Below are 20,616 nucleotides of genomic sequence, written 5' to 3'. Positions count from 1 at the left end.
CTACCTCCGGCGGGCGTGGGCCTGTTCCGCGCCCGCCGCGGTCCTGAACGGGGTCGTCTCCCAGCGGTAGGGGTCGTCGGCGAGCATGAGCGTGTTCCAGCCACCGCCCATGCAGTGCGGACCGCCGTGCAGGTTTCCGATCAGCTCGTGCCAGAGGTCCGGATCCTCGTGCTTGAGCAGGTCCGTGGCGTCGAGGATCACGACGAACTGCCGCAGCGACGCCGCCCGGTCACCGATCGCCTCCAGCATGTCGTGCCAGCCGCGGCTGGCCGCATAGGGCAGTTGCAGCACGCCACAGAGGTGCTCGACGGCACGGGCGGCGGTGGTGCACGCGGCGCCCAGCACCACCCGCAGGTCGGCGTCCTCCACGTAGGCGGCCGTCTGCACCTCGTCGACGAACTCCTGGAACCTGTCGTGCGTCAGTTCGACGGCGACGAACTGCCCGCGGGGTGGTGCCTCCATGCCCCCACCGTAGCCAGTCGTCTCGAGTTGGCCCTGTCCCGGTCCGCGCGGGGCGCCGAGCATGGGCTGCATGGACATCTCCGACGCGACGAACCTGCTGGCCCGGACCCCGTCCGCGGTCTCGGCCCTCCTGCTCGACCTGCCGGAGGCGTGGCTGCACCGCGACGACGGGCCGGACACCTGGAGCGCCTACGCGATCGCCGGGCACATCCTGCACGGCGACGCGACGAACTGGCTGCCGCGCATCCAGCTGATCGTGGCGCACGGCACCGGGCGGACGTTCGAACCGTTCAACCGGGTGGCGATGCTGGACTGGTCCCGGGAGCCGGTCGCCGACCTGCTGGACCGCTTCCGCCGGGCCCGCGCGGAGAGCCTCGAGCGCCTCGCCGGCCTGGAGCTCGGCGAGGAGGACCTGACCCGCACCGGCACCCACCCGGAGTTCGGCACGGTCACCCTCTCCCAGGTCCTGGCGGCGTGGGTGGCACACGACCTGACCCACCTGGCGCAGATCGCCGAAGTCCTGGCCGGCCGGCACCGCGACGACGTCGGCCCCTACCGCCGCTACATGCCCGCCCTGGAACGCTTCGCCCCCGCCGAGTAGCACTCAGCCCAGGTGGGCGACGAGGCGGTCGAGGAACGGGAGCTGACCCTTGGTGAGCTTGGACCTGGCCTCGTCGACGGGGACCCAGGCGATCCGGTCCAGCTCGGGAAACGAGCGCAGCACGCCGGAGCCCTTCGGGTATTCGATCTCGAAGGTGTTGCTGACGGCGGTGGACTCGTCGAAGTGGCCCTCCAGGGTGAAGACGGTGACGAGCTTGCCGCCGCTGAGCTTGACCTCGCCGAGGTCGGCCGGCTCGCCGGGCGGCGGGGGCGCGCCGAGCTCCTCGGTGAACTCGCGCAGCGCCGCGGCCCGGGCGTCCTCGTCGGGCTCGTGCTCGCCCTTGGGGATGGACCAGCCGCCGGCGTCCTTCCGGGACCAGAACGGGCCGCCCATGTGCCCGATGAGGACCTCGATCCCGTGGTCCGTCCGTCGGTACAGCAGGAGCCCCGCACTCAGCTTCGCCACCCCCCGATTCAAGCACGGGGGTACGACAGGAAACCGCGGGCTACGATCGGGCATGGCCTTGACCGCGGGGGACGTCGAGCGGTTCGAGGTGGGCAGGCCCCGGTTGGAGGCCATCGCCTACCGGATGCTCGGGTCGGCGGCGGAGGCCGAGGACGCGGTGCAGGAGACGTTCCTGCGCTGGCAGGCGGCCGACCAGGACCGCATCGAGGTGCTCGAGGCCTGGCTGACGAAGGTCCTCACCAACCTCTGCCTCAACCAGCTCACCTCGGCGAGGGCGCGGCGCGAGGTGTACGTGGGTCAGTGGCTGCCGGAACCCCTGCTCGCGGGGGACCCGATGCTCGGCCCGGCCGACACCGCGGAGCAGCGGGAGTCGGTGTCCTACGCGGTGCTCACCCTCATGGAGCGGCTCACGCCGAACGAGCGGGCCGTGTACGTGCTCCGGGAGGCGTTCGACTACCCGCACCGGGAGATCGCCGGGATCCTCGACATCACCGAGGCCACCAGCCAGCAGATCTTCCACCGGGCCAGGCAGCACGTCGCGGAGGGCCGGGCCCGCACCGAGATCGACGAGGTCGCGGCGCGGCGGATCGTCGAGGAGTTCCTGGCGGCCGCGACCAGCGGGCGGACCGAGCCGCTCGTGCGGCTGCTCACCGGGGACGCCGTCTCGATCGGCGACGGCGGCGGGAAGGTGCCGGCGCGCGCGAAGGTGGTCGAGGGCGCCCTCGCGGTCGCGAAGTTCGTGCGGGGCCTGTTCACGCCCGGCGAGGCCAAGCGGGCCGCCGCCGGTGGGGCGCCCGAGATCTACGTCTCGACCGCCAACGGGGAGCCGGCCGTCGTGGCCGTCGTGGCCGGGCAGGTCGTCGGGGTGATGTGCCTGGAGGTCACCGCCGGCGGGATCGCCGCGCTGCGCAACCAGGTCAACCCGGACAAGCTCGAGCGGGCCACCGCGCGGTGGGCGGCGGACAGTCACGGGAAGCCCGTGTTCCACGCGTTCGAATAGCGAGTGAGCTGCTTCACACCCCAACCCTGTCAGCAAACGGCGGCCCATCCGGTTCAAGGGGCACACCGCGAGACAGGAGCAGGGACATGCAGCACCGCATCGTCGTTCTGGGCGCCGGGTACGCCGGAGCCATCGCCGCCGGCCGGCTCGCCAAGCGGCTGCGCCGCGAGGACGTCGCCGTCACCCTCGTCAACGCCGAGCCGGACTTCGTCGAACGGGTCCGCATGCACCAGCTGGCGACCGGCCAGGACCTCCGGCCCCGGCCGTTCAGCGCGATGTTCGCCGGCACCGGCGTCGAGCTGCGCATCGCCAGGGTCACCGCCGTCGACGTGGAGCGCCGGACGGTGACGCTCCAGGACGGGGAGCTCGAATACGACACGCTCGTCTACGCGCTCGGCAGCGGCTGGAACGCCCAAGGGGTCCCCGGCACCGCCGAGCACGCCGACGAGATCGCCAGCCGTCCGGGGGCGCTCCGGCTGCGGGAGCGCCTGGCCCGCCTCGGCGCCGGCCAGCCGGTGGTCGTCGTCGGTGGTGGCCTCACCGGCCTGGAGGCCGCGACCGAGATCGCCGAGGCCCGCCCGGACCTCGACGTCGCCCTCGTGGCCCACGACCGCCTCGGCGACTGGCTCTCCGACAAGGGCCGCGCCCACCTGCGGAAGGTCACCGGCCGGCTCGGGATCACCGTGCACGAGCACACCACCGTCAGCGCCGTCGAGGCGGACACCGTCGTCACCGCCGGCGGCCAGGTCGTCCCGGCCGCGGTCACGGTGTGGACCGCGGGCTTCGCCGTCCACCCGATCGCGCGGGCGACCGCCCTGGAGGTCACCGACACCGGCCGGATCGTCGTCGACGGCACCATGCGGTCGGTGTCGCATCCGGAGGTCTACGCCGTGGGCGACGCCGCCTTCGCCCTGGGCGCCGGGGGCAAGCCGCTGCGGATGTCGTGCGCCTCGGGCACGCCGATGGCGTGGCAGGCCGCCGACGCGATCGCGGCCCGCCTGACCGGCGGGAAGCTGCCGAACGCGCCGCTGAGCTACTTCAACCAGTGCATCTCGCTGGGCCGCAGGGAGGGGCTGATCCAGTACGTGACGGCCGACGACCGGGCCAGGTCGGCGGTCCTCACCGGCCGGTTCGCCGCGGTCTACAAGGAGCTGATCTGCAAGGGCGCCGCCTGGGGCGTCGCCAACCCGATGCTCGGCCTGCCCACCCGCCGGCGCCCCGTCACGGCGGAACGGACCATCGAGGTGCCGGCATAGCCCGGCGGCGCAAAGGCGTGTTTGGTAAGTGGATGCCGGGCTGCGGCGGACCCAGACGCCGCCTGGAACCACGCCGGTCACACCTGGATACAACCCCGGTATCCAGGCGCGCCCGGCGCGGCCCCAGCCGACGTCTGGGCCTCGCCTCGCTCCGACCCCACCTACCAAACACGCCTTAGGGCGTCAGCCAGCGTGCGGTCAGGGCGTCGACGCGGGCGACCTCCTCGGCGGTGAAGTCGAGCCGCTCCAGGGCGGCGACGTTCGCCACCCCGCTGACCGTCGTCGCCCACAGCCCCGCCCTGATGGGCGCCGAGGCCAGCCGCCTGCTCCGGCGCCGCCTCGACGGTGGGACCGGCCCCACCGGGCGGGTCGTCCTGCCCATCGAACTGATCGCACGGGGCTCGGGCGAGATCCCACCCCCTGATTGGTCCTGTTCGCTGGCGCTGTTTCGGCCCTCGATAGCGAACCGATCGGCTCGTACGGTCAGCGCATGACGACGCTGACCGCTCCCCGGCTGCTCACCCGGTCACTGGTGCTGGTGTCCGCCGTGGACATCCTCGGCCTGGCCGCCTTCTACCTGCTGCTGCCGGTCGTCCCCGCTGCCGTCGCCGCTTCCGGGGCCGGCGGGGCTGCGGCGGGGCTGACCACCGGCGCGCTCATGGCCTCGACGGTGGCCGCGGAACTGGCGCTGCCACGGTTGGTGAGCCGGTTCGGGTACCGCACCGTGCTCGCCGCCGGGCTCCTCCTGCTGGGCCTGCCCGCCCTCGGCCTCACCGCCACCACCGGCTACGGCGCCGTCCTTGCCGGCTGCGCCCTTCGCGGCCTCGGCGTGGCCACGATCTTCGTGGCCTGCGGCGCCTGGTCCGCCGAACTCGTCCCACCGAGCCGCCGCGGCGAGGGCCTCGGCCTGGTGGGCGTCCTCGCCGGCGCGCCCGCCGTGGTCGGCATGCCCGCCGGCCTGTGGCTCGCCGCCCACGCCGGCTACCCGGCCGTCTACGCCGCCGGCGCGGTCCTCGCCCTGGCCGCCCTGCTCATCCTGCCGATGCTCCCCGCCACCGACGGCCGCACCCCGGACGGCCACTCCGGAGCCGGCGGCATGTGCCGGGCCCTGCGCGAGCCGTCCCTGACCCGCCCCGCGATCGTCTTCGCCGCGGCCGCCACTCTCACCGGCATCGTCTCGACCTTCCTGCCCGCCGCCCTGCCCCACGCCACCCCGGCCGTCATCGCCGCCGCCCTGCTCCTCCAGGCTCTTGCCGGCACCGTCACCCGCTGGTGGGCCGGCCGGCTCGGCGACCGCCACGGCCCCCGCCGCCTCCTCGCCCCCGCCATGCTGACCACGGCAACCGGCCTGGCCGCCCTGGCCGTCGCCGGCCACCCGGCACTCATCCTCACCGCCGCCGTCACCTTCGGCGCCGGCTTCGGCGCCCTGCAGACCGCCAGCCTGACCATGATGCTGGAGGCGTCCCCACCCTCCCGCTCCAGCACCGCCACCGCCGTGTGGAGCGTCGCCTACGACGCCGGCCTCGGCCTCGGCGCCGCCGGCTTCGGCCTCCTGGCCACCGCCACCGGCTACCAGGCGGGCCTGGCCCTCACCGCCGTCCTGGCCGCCCTCACCCTCCTGACCGGTCGCCGTCGCTAGGCTGTGCCCTGTGATCCGGGCTGTCATCGTCGACGTCGACGACACGCTCTGCCTGACCCAGGCAGCCTCGTTCGCCCTGGAGAACGAGGTCCTGGCGCAGATGGGCCGGCCTTCGATGCCGCTTCCGTTGCACCTGGCCACCTGGGGTGAGCCGCTGATGGACGCGATCCTGAAACGGTCGCCCGGTCTCGACCTGGAGCACTTCTCCGTGCTCTATCACCGCACCCTGGAGCGGCACATCGCCGATGGCCGGCTCGACGTGATCCCGCCGGAGAACCTGCAGGCCCTCGACGAGTTCGTGCTCCACGGCCGCGGCGTGTTCCTGTTGACGTCACGCACCGAGGACGAGGTCCGGCACATGCTGGCCCCGGACCACGTCCTCGCCGAGCGGGTCAGCGGCATCTACCACGCCGGCAACACCCGGTTCCGCAAGCCCGACCCGCGCGCGTTCGACGAGCTCCTGGCAACCACCGCGATCCCGCCCGCCGACTGCGTCTACGTGGGCGACTCACCCGGCGACGCGGTGGCCGCCGCCGGCGCGGGCCTGCACTTCATCGCCTGCCTGCAGAGCAAGGTGCGGACACCGGCGGACTTCGACCCCCGCCACGTCGACGCCTTCATCGACACCTTCCCCGGCATCGTCGAAGCCGTCCGGCAACTCGACCGGAACCTTCCCGTGATCCGGTAGACCTTGTGTACCCCAGGGGTGCGCAAGGTCGACCGGATCACGGGTCAGGTGGGGAACGCGGTGGCGAAGCAGTCCGACAGCAGGGTGTTGAGGTCGGTGGTCGAGCCCTGCGCCACCCACCGGATCAGTGCGGTGTCGAAGGCGGCGAAGGCGACCGCGACCAGCACCGCCGGGCGGAGGTCGGCCTCGGGGTCGACGCCCATGCGGACCGCCAGCTCCGCGGAGAGGGTGGCGCGCCAGGTGACCTGGCGTTCCAGGTATCGGGCGAGCAGGGCCGGCGTGCTCACCATCACGTTCGCCAGGCGCTGCGACTTCTCGGGGTGCTCCCAGAACGTGTCGGTGAAGACGCGCAGCGCGTTCTGCAGGGCGACCGGCGGGGGCTCGGTCGCGGGCCGGGTCGACAGGCTGTGGCTGAGCTTGCGGCCCAGGTCGCTGAGGAACTCGACGATGACGTCTTCCTTGGACGGGAAGTACCGGAAGAACGTGCGGCGGGACACCCCCGCCGCGGCGGCCATCTGGTCGATGGTGGTCTCTTCGAAGCCCTGGAAGGCGAGCAGCTTCAGTGCGGCCTCGGTCAGCTCGTCGCGGACGAGCTGGCGTTTGCGTTCGGTGAGGCTCACGCGGGCATTCTATGCAACCTGGGTTGGCACTGAGAAGCAATGTTGACACTCAGTGCCAAACCGAAGCACAATCAACCGCATGCGATGGACTGAGGCGGAGATCGGCGACCAGGGCGGCAGGACGTTCCTCGTGACCGGGGCCAACAGCGGGCTCGGGTTCGAGATGACCAGGGCCCTGCTCGCCAAGGGTGCCCGGGTGATCATGGCGGTGCGCAGTGAGACGAAGGGGCGCGCCGCGCTCGCGGCGTTGCCGGGGCGGGAGCGGGCGGAGCTCAGGATCGTCGACCTCGCCGATCTCGACACGGTGCGGCGGCTCGCGGACGACCTGCGCCGCGCGGGGGCCGCCATCGACGTGCTGGTCAACAACGCCGGGGTGATGATGCCGCCGAGGACGTTGAGCGCGCAGGGGCACGAGCTGCAGTTCGCCGCGAACCATCTCGGCCACTTCGCGCTGACCGGGCTGCTGCTCGACCTCGTCGGCGACCGCGTCGTCACGGTCAGCTCGTCGCTGCACCGGTCCGGCAGCATCCACTACGACGACCTGGACGGGGCGAAGGGCTACGCGCCCGGGAAGTACTACAGCCAGTCGAAGTTCGCCAACGTGCTGTTCGGGCTGGAGCTCGACCGGCGGTTGCGGGCCGCGGGCTCGCCGGTGCGCAGCGTGCTGGCGCACCCGGGATACTCGGCGACCAACCTGCAGACGTCCGGGCCGACCGGGGTGTTGAAGGCGCTCATGCGCGTCGGCAACGCGGTCATGGCACAGCCCGCCGCGCGTGGGGCGCTCAACCAGCTGTACGCCGCGGTCGACCCGCGCGCCGAGGGCGGCCAGTTCATCGGGCCGGACGGCATGCGGGAGAGCCGGGGCTGGCCGACCGTCGTCGAGCCGGTCGGGACGGCCACGGACCCGGCGGACGCTCAGCGGCTCTGGACGCTGTCGGAGCAGCTGACCGGCGTGCAGTTCGAGGTCGCCCGGAGCCGGTAGACGGCGATGTCGCCGCGCTGCCACGCGAGGTCGGTGAGGGCGGGGAGGGCGGCGGTCGGCGTACCCTGCGCGCGGTCGACGAAGATCCAGCGGACCCGCCGCTCCCACAGCCATCCGAGGCGGGCCGGGGTCGGGTCGAGCACGGCGGCGTCGTTCAGCGCGAGGCGGTCCGGGTCCCAGTAGGCGAGCGCGGGGCCGAAACGGTGCGCGCGGGACTGCGACTCGGTCGACTCGGGCGAGTAGCCCCAGCTGCCGAGCAGCACCCGGCGTTCGCTGTACGCCGAGATCCAGTACGCCAGGCTCTGCCCGTCCTGCAGCCCGCCGCCGACCCGGTGGACGTTGGTCGCCACGTACTGCGCCGGCGTGCTGTGCGCCCGCAGCCAGCGGGCGCCGGCGGCCTGGTCGGGGGTCACCCGGACGTGGTAGGCGACGCCGAGGTTCGCGCTGGTCGCGGCGTCGAACGGCAGCCGCGCGGCGCCGGCGGCGAGCACCACGACCAGCGCCGCGAACCGCCCGTGCCGCCGCCCGAGCAGCAGCGCGGCGGCCAGGACGAGGGCGCCGAGGACGTAGACGGGCAGGGGGACGCTCCACCGATACCACTGCGGCAACCGCAACACCACGGACATCGCGGCCAGGCAGGCGGCCGCCGTCAGCGCGTGGCGCAGGGCGATCGGCGACCACGGCAGCCGGGTCAGGCCGGCCGCGGACAGGATCGCGGCGCACGGCCAGGCGGCGATGATGAAGAAGTGCTCGCTCCATGAGACGTGCCAGACGCACAGCGTGCCGACGAGGCCGGCGAGGGTCGTCCCGGCGAGGAAGATCTCCGTGTCGTCCCAGCGCCGCCCGAGACCCACGACGCCGGCGAGCCGGGCGCACATGGCGATCGCGTAGGCGCCGAGACCCCACAGGATGACGGGGATGTCCCGCACCGTGGTGCCGTGCTGCAGGTCGCCGACGAAGTCGATCATGATCGCGAACGGTCCCCAGCGCAGGCCCTGCCCCTCGAAGCCGTAGAGGACCGCGACCGCGACCACCTCGACGGCGGCGAGCAACGACCCGAGCAGCCACGGCGTCCACTGTGGATTTCGTCGCAGCAGGTGTACGGCGCACAGCCCGGCCACGCCCGCACCCACCAGCGGCACGATGGTGGACTTCGCGCCGGTCGTGCCCGCCGCGAACAGCAGCACGAGCAGCCAGTCCCGCTTGCCGGCGTCGCGCCGCAGGACGGTCGCCACGGCGGCGATCAGCGGCATGCTCAGCGCCGCGCCGTACAGCAGGGAGCGGCTCGACCAGCTGTAGTACGCGGTGATCGAGCCGAAGAACGCCGGCGCCTGCCGCTGCGGGACGAGCTCGCCGACGGTGAACATCAGCGCCGCCGCGACCGGGCCCGCCCACGGGTGCCGGGCGACCCGCCAGCCGGTGACGGCGAGCAGGCACACCGCGAGCACCGCGAGGACCGGCAGGTCCAGCCGGAACCACAGCACCGGCAGGTCGATGCCGCTGATCAGGCTGCTCGCGGCGAGATGGCCGTAGGCGAACCAGTGGTAGCCCAGCGTCCGGTCGCCCTGCTCCGGGACCGTGAGCGGGAAGTGATGCTTCAGGTCGGCGCTGACCGCCAGGAGGTTGAGCTGGTCGATCATGTAGTCGTGCGGTCCGCCGGTCGGCACGGGCGGGTTCACCGCCAGGAACGCGGCGGTCAGGTACGCGAGGAACCCCACCGCGATCCCGGCGACCGTCCACGACCAGGTGGTGGACGGCCGCAGCGGATAGTCCCGGACCCGCAGGTGGCGGCGGGCGAGGGGGACGATCGCCAGCAGCGGCCAGAGCCAGAGCAGGGCGCGGGCGTCGAGGAGGCTCGCGGTGACCAGCGCGGCGGTCTCGGCGAGCAGCCCGACGACGGTGCCGTAGGTCAGATCCTCCAGGAGCGACCGTGGGGTGGGGCGGATCGCCCGGTAGAGCAGCGTGCCCGGAAGGACGACCGCGTACAGGAGGTAGGCGGCGTAACGGACAACGTCGAGCGGTGGGGTGCCGAGTGCCGCGGGCAGGGTGACGGTCACCGCGGCGAGGACCACCCATGGAAGTTTCGCGCTCATGTCACCGGCTCAACGCGGCAGTGGTGGCACCGGACGTGGGCGAGGTGGGGTCGAGGCTTGGTGATGGGGCGAGCGCCGCTCGTGCCACGACCGGACGTATATAACCGAAATGTCGGATAAATCCGGGCGCTTGCGCCTGGATTTATCCGGGGGTGGCGGGATCTGTCCGGGGTGGCGGTGGGATCTGTCCGGGGGTGGCGGCGGCGGTCTCGGAGCGCTGCCCGTCAGACGGCGGGCGTTTGGGACGCGCTGCTCGTTAGGCGGAGGGCGTTTGGGACGCGCTGCTCGTTAGGCGGAGGGCGCTTCGGACGCCGCGATGCGGCGCACCGCGGCGCGGCGCAGCGGGGAGATCCACTCGATCGGGATGGCGCTGAGCATCCGGCCGAGCACCAGGGCGTTCGCCGAGGTGATCAGGTCGGTGGCGGGCAGGCCCGGCAGCCCGTAGAGCCGGCGGGCCCAGGTCGGCAGCAGGCCGATGGCGAGGGCCGCCACCCCGAGCGCCGCGCCGCGGACGGGGGTCAGACCCAGCCCGTAGGGCAGCGGCGGCAGCGTCAGGAACAGGCCGGTCGCCGCGGAGTCGACGGTCAGCGCCAGCTCGGGCCGCATCCGCTCGTAGTAGCTGGCGACCTCGGCCGCCGAGGCGGGGACCGTCGCCGGGTCCAGGCCGACCAGCGCCGCCGCCCGGGTCTGCTCCGCGTAGTAGCCGTCGATCTCGTCCCCGGTCAGCCGCAGCCCGCCCCGCAGCGCGGACTCCATGAACGACTCGACCTCCGTGACGTGCACCCACCGCAGCAGGTCGGGGTCGTCGACCCGGAAGCGCTCGCCGGTGCGCGGGTCGGTCGCCGTCATCTTCGCGTGGATCGCCCGGACCCGCCGGCCGGCGCGTTCCGCCTGCTCGGTGGTGCCGTAGATGACCGTCGCCACGTAGGTCGCGGTGTGCTGGAAGCGGCCCCATGGGTCCTTGCGGTAGCGGCTGTTCTGCTCGACGCCGGCGACCGCGCGGGGGAGCAGTGCCTGCAGGTAGAGGCTGCGCAGCCCACCGACGGTGACGATCGGCTCGCGGTGGACCCGCCAGGTGACCGAGTCCGGGCCGAACAGCCCGACGTCGCTCACGCCGTCACGTCCCCGGCGGCGGTCTCGGCCGGCGTGGCCAGGTCGTCGGCGCGGCGCTGCTGGCAGGCGGGGCACAGGCCCCAGAACGTGACCTCGGCCTCATCGAGGACGAACCCGTGCGCCTGCGACGGGGTCAGGCAGGGCGCCTCTCCGACGGCGCAGTCGACGTCGGCGATCTCGCCGCAGCCCCGGCAGACGATGTGGTGGTGGTTGTCGCCGACCCGCGACTCATACCGCGCGGGGCTGCCGGCCGGCTCGATCCGCCTGGCCAGCCCGGCCCGCGACAGCGCGCTGAGCACGTCATAGACGGCCTGGGTGGACACGGAGTCGAGGCGGGCACGGACCTGGGCGGCGATCTGGTCGACGTCGAGGTGCCCCTGCGCCTGCCCCCGGCACGCCTCGAGGACCTCCAGCACGGCCAGCCGGGGTCGCGTCACCCGCAGACCCCGGGCGCGCAACAGATCCTCACCCGACACGCCCTCAATAACACCACGCACCCTGGAACCGTTCAAATGTTTCGGGACTCTTGATTGAACTGCTGGTCCTCGGGTTGTGTACACGTCGGGTGGGGGAGGATCGCAACGACGAAGAGGAGGCCCCGTGTTCGAACGTGTGCTCGGTCTACCGGCTCACCCGCTCTTCATCCACGCAGCCGTCGTGCTGGTGCCGCTGCTCGCCGTCGCGGGCATCCTGTACGCGGTGTGGCCCGGCGCCCGGCGGCACGTCCGCTGGACGCTGATCGTGCTGGCCGTGGCCACACCGGGCGCCGTGTTCGCCGCGAAGGAGTCCGGCGAGGCGTTCGCCGGGAGCGACAACTTCCAGTCGCCGCAGCTGCAGGCGGACATCGAGACGCACGAGGGCTTCGGCAACAACCTGTTCCTGGTGGTCCTGGGGCTCGCGCTGGTCGCGCTGGCGCTGGCCTACCTGGTGCGCCCGCTGCCCGCCGGCTCCGTCGGCCCGGTCGCGGCCCACTGGGCACTCGCCGGCCTGACCGTGCTGCTGGGGCTGGCCGCCTTCTACTTCGTGTTCAAGGCCGGCGACACCGGCGCGAACATGGTCTGGAACGGCTTCTGACCCGCCGAGGTACCCCGACGAGCTAGAACAGCACCCGGCCGCAGAAGATCAGCAGCAGCACGACGAGGACCGCACCGGCGAAGATGCCCATCCCCTTGGTCAGGATCGTCGCCGCCTGCTCCTCGCGGTCGATCCGCTCGCGGTCCTGCGCGGGCAGCTTCCGCGGCGCCGCCGGCCGTTCGACGGTCGGCGGCCGCCAGCCGCGCGGCGGCGGGGCGCTGCGCGGGGCGCCGGTGTAGGGATCCGGCGCAGGTGGGCTCGCCGCCGGCACCGGCGGCGCGGCTCCCTCCGGGGGTCGCCGCCAGAAGGCGTCGTCACTCACGCCCCGAGCGTACCCACCGGACGGGACCTCATCCCGCCCGGTGGGAACCTCGGGGAGTCAGTCGCTGTCGAGCAGGTCCGCCAGGGACATCGGCCGGGTGGCGTCCGGGTCCGCCGGCGCCAGCCGCACCGTCGGCTGCTCGTCCGCCGCCGGCTGTGATGTGCCGGTCTGCGGGTCGGGGTGATGCTGGGGGGACGTCTCAGGGGTGGGTTGTGTCATGCCGCCGAGTGTGACCTGCCGACGGAAGCGCGACTGTCGTCATTCGGCCAACTTGCCGCAAACTCGCCGGAGTACGCTCGGCGGCGTGGCAGGGACCGATGGGTGGGCATCCACCGATGAGCAGCGCGAAGTGAGCTTCGAGGACTTCGCCGACGAGCTGGTCGTGTTGCCGGACACCACGACCGACGACACCGACGCGGGCTGGGGTGAGCGCAGCGCGTCCAACGACGACCGGCTGCTCGCCGACCGCCCCCCGCACTGGGACTGACGACAAGGTCGCATCCCGGCACCGGAACCGACGACACAAGGAGCAACGCCGCATCGCCCGCACCGGGACACCGGGCGGGCGATCGCGACGTGTGGCGCGGCTCAGGCGGCCGAGGACGCCGACTTGGTCGAGGCACCCGCCGACGCGGCCGCGGGCTTCGAGTCCGACGACGAGGACGACGAGGACGAGGACGCGGGCGTCGACGAGGAGCCGGAGTCCGAGGACTTCGTGCCGGAGTCCGACGACGAGGACGAAGACGAGGCGGACGTGCTGCCGGACTTCGTCGTGGAGCGGGAGTCGGTGCGGTAGAAGCCCGAGCCCTTGAAGACCACGCCCACCGCCGAGAACTGCTTGCGCAGGCGACCCTGGCACTCCGGGCACTCGGTCAGCGCGTCGTCGGTGAACGACTGCACCGCCTCGAGCTGGTGGCCGCAAGCCGTGCAGGCGTACTGGTAGGTAGGCACCGTTCAGCCTCCATCATTGGCACTCAACCCTATCGAGTGCCAATAGTGCGGTATCGCACATCCTTTCGTCCAGTCGAGGTGGGCGGTCTCATACCCGGTGGTGGCGCCGACGACCACCCCGCAGACCCGCTGGTCGTGCGGGTCGGCGGGGACCGACGGCAGCAGCTCGCCCGGGTGCAGGAGCGCGATCGTGGGCGCGGTGACCCTGGGCAGCACCCGGTCGTAGGACCCGCCGCCCTGGCCGAGCCGGGTGCCGTCGCGTCCCACGGCGAGCGCCGGGACCAGCATCAGATCGATCGAGCGGACCGCGTCGACGCCGAGCCGCGGGCCGGTCGGCTGGGACAGGCCGAGCGGCCCGGGGGTCAGGGTGCCGTCGTACCGGGCCCAGTCGAGGTCCCGCGACGGCAGCAGGACGGGCAACAGCAGCGTCGGTACGGCCACCGCCAGGGCCGCCACCAGCGCCGGGCCGCCCGGTTCGGCCGCCAGGGGCACGTAGGCGGCAACCGAGCGCGCACTCGCTGCTCGTACCATGGCGGAAAATGCCAAAATGAGCGACTTGTTCGAAAAGTCCAGCTCGGTGGGGCTCATGGCTTTCCGGGCGGACCGGATGTGCGATCGGAGCTCGGATTTCGGGGACACCGCAGACGGCAAGGCTCAAATCCTCCTCATCTGTGACAGCATCGCAGAAACACAGCTACGGGAGGACGGACGTGACGCTGCGGGCGCGGCTCACCGCGGCCTTCCTGGCGGTCGTGCTCGGCCCCGTGCTGCTCGGCGCGGTCTTCGTCGGCATCGCCGTCGCCGCGGTCAGCGACCAGCGTGCCATGGAGCGCCTCGACGCCGGCGCGCAGAACGTCCACGCCGCGCTCAAGGTCACCTGCCAGCGGCTGCGGCTCGCCGCGGAGACCACGGCCCTCGTCACCGCCGACGGCGACCAGCCCGACGCCGCCCAGCGGGCCGTCGTGAGCGGACTCGCCCGGGCGGTGGAGGTGACCAGCGCCGACGGCACCGTCCTGACCACCGCCGGCACCCTGCCGCCGAAGCCGTGGGCCGACTGCGCCGCACCGGAGACGACCGCCTACACCGCGATCGCCGCGTCCGTCGACGTGCTCGACCCGAGCTCGCGGCGCATCGGCCGGGCCTACGCGGTCGAACCCGTCGACGCCGCCCTGCTGCACTGGCTCGCCGAGTCCAGCGGCGTCGGCGTCGACTCGCTCCCACCGGGCCCGGCGTCCGGTGCGCACATCGCCGACACCGCGCGCGACCTCGAGCTCGGCGCGACCGCCACGACCCCCGACGGCCACCTGGTCAGGCGGCTCGCACCGGAGTCCGGCCAGCCCCTCGCGCTGGCGCTGTCCGTGCCGAAGCCCGACCCGCAGGGGCTCTACGCCGTCCTCGTCGCCGTCGTGGCCTGCGCCGGGGTCGTCGCGATCAGCGTCGCCTGGTGGCTGGCCCGCTCGACCACGCACCCACTGACCGAGCTCGCCGTGGCGGTCGAGCGCGTCGCCGACGGCGACCTCAGCGCCCGCGTGCCGGTCCGCAGCCAGGACGAGGTCGGCCGGCTCGGCCAGACGTTCAACCGCATGACCCGGGAGATGCAGGGTTACGTCCAGGCCCTGACCGCCAGCCGGGACCAGCTGCGCGGGCAGCTCGGCGTCCTCGGCGACACCCTCGCCGGCACCCACGACCTCGACCGGATCCTCCAGGTCATCCTGCAGACGGCGGCCGCGGCGACCGGCGCCCAGTCCGGCGTGGTCCTCATGGTCGACCCCGCCAGCGGCGAGCTGCGCGGCCAGGTCGGCGAGGGTCTCGCCGGGATCGACGTCGCCGAGCTGCGGCTCCAGCTGGGTGACGGGCTGCTCGGCGCCGTCGCCGCGTCCGGCGAGCCGCGGCGCGGCCGGGTCGAGCGGGACGGGCCCGTGCTGTCGCCGGCCGAGCCGCGCTGCATCACCTACGTGGCCGTGCCGATCGCCGCGCCCGGGGTCGGACCGACGACCGGGCTGGAGCCCCAGTCGGACCTGCCGCCCGCCGCGCGGGGCGTCCTCGCCCTGTACGACCGGCACGGCTTCGACGAGTTCGACGACTCCGACCTGATCACGCTGCGCACGTTCGCCGGGCAGGCCGCGGTCGCCGTGGACAACGTCCGGGTCCACGAGGAGGCGCAGCGGCTGTCCCTCACCGACCCGCTGACCGGCCTGTCCAACTACCGGTACCTGCGCGAGTCGCTGCGCCGGGAGGTCGAGCGGGCCAGCCGCTTCGGCCGCAGCCTCGCCGCGCTCGCCCTGGACCTCGACCGGTTCAAGGAGGTCAACGACACCTACGGGCACGCCGCCGGTGACGCGGTGCTGGCCGAGTTCGCCCGCCGGCTGCGGGCCGAGATCCGTGAGGTCGACTTCGCGTTCCGGCAGGGCGGCGAGGAGTTCGTCGTGCTGCTGCCGGAGACGGACGCGATCGGCGCCGCGGTCCTCGCCGAACGGCTCGGGGCCGCCGTCCGCCGCACGCCCGTCCTGGTGATCTCCTCGACACCAGGTCAGGCGCCGCGCCGCGTCCCGGTGACGGTCTCGATCGGCATCGCGGTCTTCCCGTTCCACGGCTCGACCGGCGCCGCGGTCCTCGAAGCCGCCGACGACGCCCTGTACGCGGCCAAGGCGTCCGGTCGGGACATGTACAAGATCGCCCCAGATGCGCCCGTTCCCGCCGTGCACGTGCCGGTTCCCGGCGCGGATGTGCCAGTTCCCGCCGCGGACGTGCCGGTTCCCGGCCCGGACGGGCCCGTGAAGGCTAGTACTGAGGTGACGCCCGGCGCGCCAAAGGCGGCACAACCGCCACGACAGAGCCGCGGCGGCTAGCCTTGCCACATGCCTGACACGACTCCTCACCAGCCCGCGCTGCCGCGCCAGCGGGCTGTCAAAGCCGTGATCCCGGCGGCGGGCCTGGCCACCCGCTTCCTCCCGGCGACCAAAGCCGTGCCGAAAGAGCTACTGCCGGTCGTTGACCGGCCGGTCCTGCAGTACATCGTGGAAGAGGCCGCAGCGGCCGGCATCAGAGACATCCTGCTGGTCACCGGCAGGGGCAAGACCTCGATGGTCGACCACTTCGACCGCCGTCCCGACCTGGAGGCACGGCTCGCCGAGAAGGGTGACGACGAGCGGCTCGCCGCGGTCAAGCGCCCCAGCGAGCTCGCCGAGATCTACACCTGCCGGCAGGGCGAGCCACTCGGCCTCGGCCACGCCATCTCCTACGGCGAGTCCCACGTCGGCAACGAGGCCTTCGCATGTCTCCTCGGTGACGAGTTCGTCGAGGAGACCAAGCCGCTGATGCCCGCGATGCTCGACCTGCAGGCCCAGACCGGCGGCATCGTCCTGGCCTTCATCGAGGTCGAGCCCGAGGAGACGAGCCGTTACGGCATCGCCTCGGTCGAACCCTCCGGCCTGTCCGCCGAGGCGGGCGAGGTGCTGAAGGTGACCGGCCTGGTCGAGAAGCCCAAGCCCGAGGAGGCGCCGAGCAACCTCGCCGTCATCGGGCGGTACGTGCTGCCACCCACCCTCTTCGACGCGATCCGCCGCATCGGCCCCGGCGCCGGCGGCGAGATCCAGCTCACCGACGCGATGGCGCTGATGCTCGCCGAGGGCACCCCCGTGCACGGCATCGTCTACCGCGGCATCCGGTACGACACGGGCCTGCCCCTGGGATACCTGCAGGCCGTGGTCCAGCTCGCGTGCCAGCGCGACGACCTCGGCCCGGCGTTCAGCCACTGGCTGACCCAGTTCGTGGAGAAGGATCTTCGAGGGTGACAGCGGTTCCAGCGACGGGCTCCCACCACGACGCCGCACGCGATGCGGGCATCGGGTCGAACGCGCGCGTCCCACTCGCCGACTATCTCGCCGGCGTGCTCCGGGGCCTGCGCCCGTTGCCCCCGCTGGACCTCGAGATCACCGCCGCGCACGGCAACGTGCTCGCCGAGGACGTGGTCGGACCGGGCCCGGTGCCCGCGTTCGACCACTCCGCGATCGACGGGTACGCGGCCCGCTTCGACGACATCAGCGACGCCCAGCCGGGCCGCCCGGTCCGGCTGAGCGTCGTCGGCGACCTCGTCGCCTCCAGCTGGCGACCCGTCCGGCTCACCCCCGGCACCTGCTTCTCCGTCGCGGCCGGCGCGCTCATGCCGGTCTCGGCGGACGTCGTGGTCCCGCCCGGCATGACCGACCAGGGCATGGCCGCGGTCGAGGTGTACCACCCGACGAAGCGCGGCCACGGGGTCCGCCGGGCCGGCGACGAGCTGCCCGCCGGCGCCGTCCTGGCCCGCGCCGGCGCCTACGTGACCCCGCCGCTGGTCTCGGTCCTCGCGGCGAGTGGCATCGGTCACGTCGTCGTGCGCCCCAGCCCCCGGGTCGTGGTCATCGCCACCGGCGACGAACTCGTCGACGTCGGCCGCGCCAGCCAGCCCGGCCAGGTCGTCGACGCCAACTCCCACGCCCTCACCGCGGCCGCCGCGGAGGCGGGCGCCCACGCGTACCGCGTCGGCATCTGCGACGACGACCCCGAAGGCCTGCGCGGCCTGCTCGACGACCAGATGCTGCGCGCCGACCTGATCATCACCACCGGCGGCACCGGCACCGGCCCCGGCGACATGGTCCGGCGCATCCTGTCCCGCTCCGTCGTCTTCTCCGACCTGTCCGTCTACCCCTGCTCGTCGCTCGGGTACGGCACCATCGGCGGGGCCAACGGCGCCAACGGCGTGCCCATCGTCTGCCTCCCCGGCGACCCCGGCGCGGCGCTCATCGGCTTCGAGGTCCTGGCCCGCCCCGTGATCCAGCTCCTGGCCGGCGCCGACCCCGTCTTCCGCCCCAGCGTCCGCGCGCACCTCCTCGAGACCGTCAGCTCGCCCTCCGGCATGCGCGAGTTCCGCCCCGCCTACATCACCGAACGCCGCGGCGGCGGCTACACCGTCATGCCGCTCGCCGGTGGCCCCTACACGCTGTCGGGCCTCGCCGACGCCAACGGTCTCATGGTCCTCGGCGAGAAGGTGATCAGCGCCGCCGCGGGTTCTACAGTGGACGTCATCATGTTGGATAGACGGCGATGAGCCAGCCCGGATGGCCGGCGGTCCTGGTCGACGGCCCTGTCACCCTGCGGCCGTATCGGCGCGCCGACGCCCGCGCCTGGGCCGAGGTCCGCCGCGCCAACGAGCAGTGGCTGTCCAAGTGGGAGCCCACGCCCTACGGGACCTGGCACGACCTCAACTCGTCCGCCGCCTTCCGCGCCGTGCACGCCGACCTGCGCCGCGCCGCCCGCCACGGCAGCGCGATGCCGTTCGCGGTCTGCTACGACGACCGGCTCGTCGGGCAGCTCACCCTCGGCAACATCGTCCGCCGCGCGTTCTGCTCCGGCTACGCCGGCTACTGGGTCGACTCCCGCTTCGCCGGCAAGGGCATCACCCCGACCGCCCTCGCCCTGGTCGTCGACCACGCCTTCAGCGTCGGCGGCCTGCACCGCATCGAGGTCAACATCCGGCCCGACAACCTGGCCAGCCGGCGCGTCGTGGAGAAGCTGGGCTTCCGCCAGGAGGCCTACCACCACCGGTACCTGCACATCGACGGCGACTGGCGCGACCACCTCGGCTACGCCATGACCACCGAGGACGTCTCCGCCGAGGGCGGCCTCCTCGCCAGGTGGCACAAGGTCCTCGCCGCGTAGCTCCTTTTTCGGCGGGCGCGCTTTCGGTCGGCGCGGTTTTCGGTCGGCGCGGTTTTCGCTCGGCGCGTTTCGTTCGGCGCGTTTTCGTTCGGCGTGTTTCCTTCTGCGTGTTGACGTGGTGTAACGCTGTGCGACCCGTACTGTTCTGAGACGGAGTTACCACGCTGTAACTTCCACAGACTTGGATGACTCGCGCGCCTGGGGGGACCGGTGTGCGAGGTGTGAACAGGAGGCGTGAGGGTGCCGACCTCGGTGCTCCTCGCCGTCCTTGCCGCTGCTGGGCTCCTAGCCTTGGCGCCCGCGTTGGTGCGCCGGTACGACGCCACAGAGCGGCTGGTGGCGGAGCGGGCGTTGTCTACCGCACGGGTGCTCGCCCGTGCTGGGATGCTCCGTGACCGCCGCCGCCGGACGATCCCCGGCCGCCGCCCCGTCAACCCGCCCCGCAGCGTCGTCCGCCGCCCCGTGGCCCAGCCGCCGCTGCGGGTCGTCCCGCCGACGGCCCGCCGCCGCCGACCCCCACGAATCCCGCGCGCCGTGTATCGCCGCCGCCGCGTCCTGCTCGCCCTCGTCCTGCTCAACCTCGTCGAGCTCGGCGGCGTCGCCCTGGTCAGCTCCGGCTTCTGGGTCGGGTTCGCGGTCACCGGCGCCCTGCTCGTCGCCTACACCGCCCACCTGCGCACCCGCGCCCTCGCCGAACAGCGCCGCCGCCGCCGTGAGGCGCACTACGCCGCGTGGATCGCCCGCCGCCAGGCCCAGGTCCGCCGCGAGCAGCTGCGCCGCGCCGCCGTGCGCCGCGAGGCCGTCGCCGCGCAGCTCGCCGAACGCGACCGGGCCCGCCGCGAGGCCGCCCGGCTGGGTGCCCTCGGCGCCGTCCGCGGCCGCCCCTACGACACGCGGGCCTCAGGACAGTGATCTGATTCGCGCCCCCTCTCCACCATTTGCTACTCTTGGCCCCGGCCCACTCCGGCGGGCCACTGGGGTTGTGGCGCAGTCTGGTAGCGCACCTCGTTCGCATCGAGGGGGTCAGGGGTTCGAGTCCCCTCAACTCCACGTTTGGCGCAGTCTGCTCAGCGGGCTGCGCCGCTTCGCGTTTGCGTGGAGTTGGTTCCTCGCGCAAGGCTTCGCCTTGCTCCCCGGTGGGGGAGCTTCGCTCCACCCACACCCCCTCAAAAGCGTGCCCGCTCCGACTGGTCGCATCGGTGCTTCTGGTGTCAGTTGCGGAGGCGCGCTGCGTGGCTGGAGCCTGCTGCTCGGCGGGCTGCGCCGCTTCGCGTTTGCGTGGAGTTGGTTCCTCGCGCAAGGCTTCGCCTTGCTTCCCGGTGAGGGAGCTTCGCTCCGCCCATGCCCCCTCAGCACCGTGCCCCCTTCCGACTGGTCGCAGCGGTGCTTCTTCGAGCCCTCTCAGCTTCACGTTTCCGCCGGTCGGTGCGGCATGCTCATCGGCTGTGCCGATTTGCCGTTGCGGCTCCAACTGGTCCCGCGCGGCTTCGCCTTGCTTCCCGGTGGGGGAGCTTCGCTCCGCCCATGCCCCCTCAACACCGTGCCCCTCCGACTGGGTTGAATCGCGGAGCGAGGCCCGCCGGACGAGGTTCGCGGGCTGTGGTCGCGCTGGGCCTTGGGGCGGCCGCCTGGGTGATTCGAGACCTCGCTGCT

Annotated in this window: 25 protein-coding genes, 1 tRNA gene and 1 pseudogene; 16 read left to right on the top strand and 11 right to left on the bottom strand. The window is 73.0% G+C overall.

Annotation, left to right across the window (positions count from 1 at the left end; genetic code table 11):
* Entirely contained in the window at positions 1–462 is a 462-nt protein-coding gene (locus Dsi01nite_RS51585) for a hypothetical protein (RefSeq protein WP_203853864.1), read from the bottom strand.
* 70 nt (positions 463–532) lie between these two features.
* Between Dsi01nite_RS51585 and Dsi01nite_RS51580 the strand changes: the two genes are divergently transcribed.
* Complete coding sequence (locus tag Dsi01nite_RS51580) at positions 533–1,063, top strand: DinB family protein (protein ID WP_203853863.1); 531 nt, start codon at positions 533–535, stop codon at positions 1,061–1,063.
* 3 nt (positions 1,064–1,066) lie between these two features.
* Here the strand turns inward: Dsi01nite_RS51580 and Dsi01nite_RS51575 are convergent, their stop codons facing one another.
* Positions 1,067–1,528 (bottom strand): NUDIX hydrolase, encoded by a 462-nt coding sequence (locus Dsi01nite_RS51575; RefSeq protein WP_239137042.1) that lies wholly within the window; start codon positions 1,526–1,528, stop codon positions 1,067–1,069.
* Between the two features lie 52 nt (positions 1,529–1,580).
* Between Dsi01nite_RS51575 and Dsi01nite_RS51570 the strand changes: the two genes are divergently transcribed.
* Together Dsi01nite_RS51570 and Dsi01nite_RS51565 are read left to right on the top strand one after the other, a co-directional pair.
* On the top strand, positions 1,581–2,528 hold the full coding sequence (locus Dsi01nite_RS51570; RefSeq protein ID WP_203853861.1) for an RNA polymerase sigma-70 factor: 948 nt from the start codon (positions 1,581–1,583) through the stop codon (positions 2,526–2,528).
* An 86-nt stretch (positions 2,529–2,614) separates the two neighbouring features.
* Positions 2,615–3,784, top strand: coding sequence for an NAD(P)/FAD-dependent oxidoreductase (locus Dsi01nite_RS51565; RefSeq protein ID WP_203853860.1), 1,170 nt, complete (start codon positions 2,615–2,617; stop codon positions 3,782–3,784).
* 175 nt (positions 3,785–3,959) lie between these two features.
* On the opposite strand, the gene Dsi01nite_RS58010 is transcribed toward Dsi01nite_RS51565, so the two are convergent.
* Entirely contained in the window at positions 3,960–4,166 is a 207-nt protein-coding gene (locus tag Dsi01nite_RS58010; protein ID WP_239137040.1) for a hypothetical protein, read from the bottom strand.
* Between Dsi01nite_RS58010 and Dsi01nite_RS59070 the strand changes: the two genes are divergently transcribed.
* Genes Dsi01nite_RS59070 through Dsi01nite_RS51550 form a run of 3 tightly spaced genes read left to right on the top strand, consistent with a single transcriptional unit; the run spans position 4,087 to position 6,111 of the window.
* Entirely contained in the window at positions 4,087–4,278 is a 192-nt protein-coding gene (locus tag Dsi01nite_RS59070) for a hypothetical protein (RefSeq protein WP_373318956.1), read from the top strand. The two genes, Dsi01nite_RS58010 and Dsi01nite_RS59070, sit on opposite strands and share 80 nt — an antisense overlap.
* Positions 4,275–5,423 (top strand): MFS transporter, encoded by a 1,149-nt coding sequence (locus tag Dsi01nite_RS51555; RefSeq protein ID WP_203853858.1) that lies wholly within the window; start codon positions 4,275–4,277, stop codon positions 5,421–5,423. The genes Dsi01nite_RS59070 and Dsi01nite_RS51555 overlap by 4 nt, the downstream gene beginning before the upstream one ends.
* Positions 5,424–5,433: 10 nt before the next feature.
* Positions 5,434–6,111, top strand: a complete 678-nt coding sequence (locus Dsi01nite_RS51550) for an HAD family hydrolase (RefSeq protein WP_239137038.1) — start codon at positions 5,434–5,436, stop codon at positions 6,109–6,111.
* A 44-nt stretch (positions 6,112–6,155) separates the two neighbouring features.
* Here the strand turns inward: Dsi01nite_RS51550 and Dsi01nite_RS51545 are convergent, their stop codons facing one another.
* Positions 6,156–6,731 carry a TetR family transcriptional regulator gene (locus tag Dsi01nite_RS51545; protein ID WP_203853857.1) on the bottom strand — a complete coding sequence of 192 codons (576 nt, stop codon included), beginning with the start codon at positions 6,729–6,731 and terminating at the stop codon, positions 6,156–6,158.
* 79 nt (positions 6,732–6,810) lie between these two features.
* Here Dsi01nite_RS51545 and Dsi01nite_RS51540 point away from each other — a divergent pair, with 79 nt between their 5' ends.
* A complete protein-coding gene (locus Dsi01nite_RS51540; RefSeq protein ID WP_203853856.1) occupies positions 6,811–7,713 on the top strand; it encodes an oxidoreductase in 903 nt (300 codons plus the stop codon).
* Here the strand turns inward: Dsi01nite_RS51540 and Dsi01nite_RS51535 are convergent.
* From Dsi01nite_RS51535 to Dsi01nite_RS51525, 3 genes are all read right to left on the bottom strand, one after another.
* Complete coding sequence (locus Dsi01nite_RS51535) at positions 7,647–9,806, bottom strand: hypothetical protein (protein ID WP_203853855.1); 2,160 nt, start codon at positions 9,804–9,806, stop codon at positions 7,647–7,649. The genes Dsi01nite_RS51540 and Dsi01nite_RS51535 overlap by 67 nt on opposite strands.
* Positions 9,807–10,094: 288 nt before the next feature.
* Positions 10,095–10,919 carry an oxygenase MpaB family protein gene (locus Dsi01nite_RS51530; RefSeq protein WP_203853854.1) on the bottom strand — a complete coding sequence of 275 codons (825 nt, stop codon included), beginning with the start codon at positions 10,917–10,919 and terminating at the stop codon, positions 10,095–10,097.
* A complete protein-coding gene (locus tag Dsi01nite_RS51525) occupies positions 10,916–11,395 on the bottom strand; it encodes a Fur family transcriptional regulator (RefSeq protein ID WP_275423500.1) in 480 nt (159 codons plus the stop codon). The genes Dsi01nite_RS51530 and Dsi01nite_RS51525 overlap by 4 nt, the downstream gene beginning before the upstream one ends.
* 124 nt (positions 11,396–11,519) lie before the next feature.
* Here Dsi01nite_RS51525 and Dsi01nite_RS51520 point away from each other — a divergent pair, with 124 nt between their 5' ends.
* A complete protein-coding gene (locus Dsi01nite_RS51520) occupies positions 11,520–11,993 on the top strand; it encodes a DUF2231 domain-containing protein (RefSeq protein WP_203853853.1) in 474 nt (157 codons plus the stop codon).
* A 22-nt stretch (positions 11,994–12,015) separates the two neighbouring features.
* Here Dsi01nite_RS51520 and Dsi01nite_RS51515 read toward each other — a convergent pair whose 3' ends face one another.
* Together Dsi01nite_RS51515 and Dsi01nite_RS51510 are read right to left on the bottom strand one after the other, a co-directional pair.
* A complete protein-coding gene (locus Dsi01nite_RS51515) occupies positions 12,016–12,315 on the bottom strand; it encodes a translation initiation factor 2 (RefSeq protein ID WP_203853852.1) in 300 nt (99 codons plus the stop codon).
* 57 nt (positions 12,316–12,372) lie between these two features.
* Positions 12,373–12,534, bottom strand: a complete 162-nt coding sequence (locus Dsi01nite_RS51510; RefSeq protein ID WP_203853851.1) for a hypothetical protein — start codon at positions 12,532–12,534, stop codon at positions 12,373–12,375.
* Positions 12,535–12,619: 85 nt separating this feature from the next.
* On the opposite strand from Dsi01nite_RS51510, the gene Dsi01nite_RS51505 reads away from it, so the two are divergent.
* Both Dsi01nite_RS51505 and Dsi01nite_RS58005 read left to right on the top strand, forming a co-directional pair.
* Positions 12,620–12,802, top strand: coding sequence for a hypothetical protein (locus tag Dsi01nite_RS51505; protein WP_203853908.1), 183 nt, complete (start codon positions 12,620–12,622; stop codon positions 12,800–12,802).
* 123 nt (positions 12,803–12,925) lie between these two features.
* Positions 12,926–13,111 carry a hypothetical protein gene (locus Dsi01nite_RS58005; protein WP_239137036.1) on the top strand — a complete coding sequence of 62 codons (186 nt, stop codon included), beginning with the start codon at positions 12,926–12,928 and terminating at the stop codon, positions 13,109–13,111.
* Between the two features lie 14 nt (positions 13,112–13,125).
* Here the strand turns inward: Dsi01nite_RS58005 and Dsi01nite_RS58605 are convergent.
* Positions 13,126–13,266, bottom strand: a pseudogene (locus tag Dsi01nite_RS58605) (FmdB family zinc ribbon protein); the annotation flags it as partial.
* A 3-nt stretch (positions 13,267–13,269) separates the two neighbouring features.
* Positions 13,270–13,905: a 5-formyltetrahydrofolate cyclo-ligase gene (locus Dsi01nite_RS51495; protein ID WP_275423501.1), complete on the bottom strand. Its 636-nt coding sequence runs from the start codon at positions 13,903–13,905 to the stop codon at positions 13,270–13,272.
* A gap of 71 nt (positions 13,906–13,976) precedes the next feature.
* Here Dsi01nite_RS51495 and Dsi01nite_RS51490 point away from each other — a divergent pair, with 71 nt between their 5' ends.
* The 6 genes from Dsi01nite_RS51490 to Dsi01nite_RS51465 all read left to right on the top strand — a co-directional run bounded on the left by Dsi01nite_RS51490 (position 13,977) and on the right by Dsi01nite_RS51465 (position 20,013).
* A complete protein-coding gene (locus tag Dsi01nite_RS51490; RefSeq protein ID WP_203853848.1) occupies positions 13,977–16,115 on the top strand; it encodes a GGDEF domain-containing protein in 2,139 nt (712 codons plus the stop codon).
* A gap of 9 nt (positions 16,116–16,124) precedes the next feature.
* On the top strand, positions 16,125–17,060 hold the full coding sequence (locus Dsi01nite_RS51485) for a UTP--glucose-1-phosphate uridylyltransferase (RefSeq protein WP_203853847.1): 936 nt from the start codon (positions 16,125–16,127) through the stop codon (positions 17,058–17,060).
* The gene (locus Dsi01nite_RS51480; protein ID WP_373318955.1) at positions 17,057–18,352 is read left to right on the top strand and encodes a molybdopterin molybdotransferase MoeA; all 1,296 of its coding nucleotides are present in this window, start codon (positions 17,057–17,059) and stop codon (positions 18,350–18,352) included. The genes Dsi01nite_RS51485 and Dsi01nite_RS51480 overlap by 4 nt, the downstream gene beginning before the upstream one ends.
* Entirely contained in the window at positions 18,349–18,963 is a 615-nt protein-coding gene (locus tag Dsi01nite_RS51475; RefSeq protein WP_203853846.1) for a GNAT family N-acetyltransferase, read from the top strand. The genes Dsi01nite_RS51480 and Dsi01nite_RS51475 overlap by 4 nt, the downstream gene beginning before the upstream one ends.
* A 234-nt stretch (positions 18,964–19,197) precedes the next feature.
* Complete coding sequence (gene sepX, locus Dsi01nite_RS51470) at positions 19,198–19,875, top strand: divisome protein SepX/GlpR (RefSeq protein ID WP_308442152.1); 678 nt, start codon at positions 19,198–19,200, stop codon at positions 19,873–19,875.
* Between the two features lie 64 nt (positions 19,876–19,939).
* Positions 19,940–20,013, top strand: a tRNA-Ala gene (locus tag Dsi01nite_RS51465).
* The last annotated feature ends 603 nt before the right edge of the window (positions 20,014–20,616 follow it).

The sequence above is a fragment of the Dactylosporangium siamense genome (genome assembly GCF_016862795.1).
Lineage (GTDB): Bacteria > Actinomycetota > Actinomycetes > Mycobacteriales > Micromonosporaceae > Dactylosporangium > Dactylosporangium siamense.
The sequence above is the reverse complement of the archived record's forward strand: the minus strand, read 5'-3'. Positions and strand labels throughout refer to the sequence as shown.

Excerpts from the sequence above, each read along its gene's own strand:
- Dsi01nite_RS51585 (WP_203853864.1), bottom strand. The coding sequence starts at position 462 with ATGGAGGCACCACCCCGCGGGCAGTTCGTCGCCGTCGAACTGACGCAC.
- Dsi01nite_RS51580 (WP_203853863.1), top strand. The coding sequence starts at position 533 with ATGGACATCTCCGACGCGACGAACCTGCTGGCCCGGACCCCGTCCGCG.
- Dsi01nite_RS51570 (WP_203853861.1), top strand. The coding sequence starts at position 1,581 with ATGGCCTTGACCGCGGGGGACGTCGAGCGGTTCGAGGTGGGCAGGCCC.
- Dsi01nite_RS51565 (WP_203853860.1), top strand. The coding sequence starts at position 2,615 with ATGCAGCACCGCATCGTCGTTCTGGGCGCCGGGTACGCCGGAGCCATC.
- Dsi01nite_RS59070 (WP_373318956.1), top strand. The coding sequence starts at position 4,087 with ATGGGCGCCGAGGCCAGCCGCCTGCTCCGGCGCCGCCTCGACGGTGGG.
- Dsi01nite_RS58010 (WP_239137040.1), bottom strand. The coding sequence starts at position 4,166 with ATGGGCAGGACGACCCGCCCGGTGGGGCCGGTCCCACCGTCGAGGCGG.
- Dsi01nite_RS51555 (WP_203853858.1), top strand. The coding sequence starts at position 4,275 with ATGACGACGCTGACCGCTCCCCGGCTGCTCACCCGGTCACTGGTGCTG.
- Dsi01nite_RS51540 (WP_203853856.1), top strand. The coding sequence starts at position 6,811 with ATGCGATGGACTGAGGCGGAGATCGGCGACCAGGGCGGCAGGACGTTC.
- Dsi01nite_RS51535 (WP_203853855.1), bottom strand. The coding sequence starts at position 9,806 with ATGAGCGCGAAACTTCCATGGGTGGTCCTCGCCGCGGTGACCGTCACC.
- Dsi01nite_RS51510 (WP_203853851.1), bottom strand. The coding sequence starts at position 12,534 with ATGACACAACCCACCCCTGAGACGTCCCCCCAGCATCACCCCGACCCG.
- Dsi01nite_RS51485 (WP_203853847.1), top strand. The coding sequence starts at position 16,125 with ATGCCTGACACGACTCCTCACCAGCCCGCGCTGCCGCGCCAGCGGGCT.
- Dsi01nite_RS51475 (WP_203853846.1), top strand. The coding sequence starts at position 18,349 with ATGAGCCAGCCCGGATGGCCGGCGGTCCTGGTCGACGGCCCTGTCACC.